This window comes from Micrococcus sp. APC 4021 (assembly GCF_030407635.1).
Taxonomy (GTDB): Bacteria; Actinomycetota; Actinomycetes; order Actinomycetales; family Micrococcaceae; genus Micrococcus; species Micrococcus luteus.
Genome location: NZ_JASDCZ010000172.1, coordinates 1 through 1,473 on the forward strand (window position 1 = coordinate 1; position 1,473 = coordinate 1,473).

At 56.6% G+C, this 1,473-nt stretch carries 1 protein-coding gene and 1 rRNA gene; one reads left to right on the plus strand and one right to left on the minus strand.

What is annotated here, in order from left to right:
* Nucleotides 1-1,146 (plus strand): 16S ribosomal RNA (locus tag QL983_RS10785); the annotation flags it as partial.
* Between the two features lie 65 nt (nucleotides 1,147-1,211).
* Here QL983_RS10785 and QL983_RS10790 read toward each other — a convergent pair.
* Nucleotides 1,212-1,473: hypothetical protein (locus QL983_RS10790; protein WP_290152957.1), on the minus strand; the 262-nt coding region annotated here is incomplete at its 5' end.

The following is a 1,473-nucleotide window of genomic DNA, read 5'->3' on the forward strand; positions in this document are numbered from 1 at the left end:
AAGCCTGATGCAGCGACGCCGCGTGAGGGATGACGGCCTTCGGGTTGTAAACCTCTTTCAGTAGGGAAGAAGCGAAAGTGACGGTACCTGCAGAAGAAGCACCGGCTAACTACGTGCCAGCAGCCGCGGTAATACGTAGGGTGCGAGCGTTATCCGGAATTATTGGGCGTAAAGAGCTCGTAGGCGGTTTGTCGCGTCTGTCGTGAAAGTCCGGGGCTTAACCCCGGATCTGCGGTGGGTACGGGCAGACTAGAGTGCAGTAGGGGAGACTGGAATTCCTGGTGTAGCGGTGGAATGCGCAGATATCAGGAGGAACACCGATGGCGAAGGCAGGTCTCTGGGCTGTAACTGACGCTGAGGAGCGAAAGCATGGGGAGCGAACAGGATTAGATACCCTGGTAGTCCATGCCGTAAACGTTGGGCACTAGGTGTGGGGACCATTCCACGGTTTCCGCGCCGCAGCTAACGCATTAAGTGCCCCGCCTGGGGAGTACGGCCGCAAGGCTAAAACTCAAAGGAATTGACGGGGGCCCGCACAAGCGGCGGAGCATGCGGATTAATTCGATGCAACGCGAAGAACCTTACCAAGGCTTGACATGTTCTCGATCGCCGTAGAGATACGGTTTCCCCTTTGGGGCGGGTTCACAGGTGGTGCATGGTTGTCGTCAGCTCGTGTCGTGAGATGTTGGGTTAAGTCCCGCAACGAGCGCAACCCTCGTTCCATGTTGCCAGCACGTAATGGTGGGGACTCATGGAAGACTGCCGGGGTCAACTCGGAGGAAGGTGAGGACGACGTCAAATCATCATGCCCCTTATGTCTTGGGCTTCACGCATGCTACAATGGCCGGTACAATGGGTTGCGATACTGTGAGGTGGAGCTAATCCCAAAAAGCCGGTCTCAGTTCGGATTGGGGTCTGCAACTCGACCCCATGAAGTCGGAGTCGCTAGTAATCGCAGATCAGCAACGCTGCGGTGAATACGTTCCCGGGCCTTGTACACACCGCCCGTCAAGTCACGAAAGTTGGTAACACCCGAAGCCGGTGGCCTAACCCTTGTGGGGGGAGCCGTCGAAGGTGGGACCAGCGATTGGGACTAAGTCGTAACAAGGTAGCCGTACCGGAAGGTGCGGCTGGATCACCTCCTTTCTAAGGAGCATTAGTGCCCGTTGCATCACCGCGTGTGTGATGGCGGGTTGCTCATGGGTGGAACATCAATGAATGGTGCCAGTGGTGGTGCCGGCAGTGCTCGAGTACGTCATGCCTTTGCGGGTGTGGTTGGAATGGGTGGTGTTGGTGGCTGCGAGCTGGTGTTGGCACACTGTTGGGTCCTGGAACAGCAGGCACCCTGATCTGTGAGGGTTGGGGTTGTTGTTTCTGGTCTCCGTATCTTGTGAAGCTGGCCTTGTGGGTTGGTGGATGGGGTGTGGGTTGTTGTTTGAGAACTGCATAGTGGACGCGAGCATCTTATTTTTT